General features: G+C 52.3%; 1 pseudogene. It reads left to right on the forward strand.

The features are described from left to right. Positions 1 to 237 (forward strand): annotated as a pseudogene (locus HBA93_RS23440) (hypothetical protein); the annotation flags it as partial.

Below are 237 nucleotides of genomic sequence, written 5' to 3' on the forward strand. Positions count from 1 at the left end.
AATTGCGGCGCATTCCGCTGGAGGAATTGCAGGATAAACGCTCAGGCGAAATCAATGCCACGCTGCTTGGCAATGTGGATGAAAACCTGACCTATGTGCTGACCATTGCCAATCTGATCGCCAATGCGGTGATCACGCCTTTGACCGTGGCTGTGGTGACTTTGTTTATCGACTGGCGCATGGCGCTGCTTCTGCTGCTGATTTTTCCTGTCCTGCTGCCATTTTATCGCTGGAGAC

Source organism: Ochrobactrum sp. SFR4 (assembly GCF_019730395.1).
In the GTDB taxonomy this organism is placed as follows: domain Bacteria; phylum Pseudomonadota; class Alphaproteobacteria; order Rhizobiales; family Rhizobiaceae; genus Pseudochrobactrum.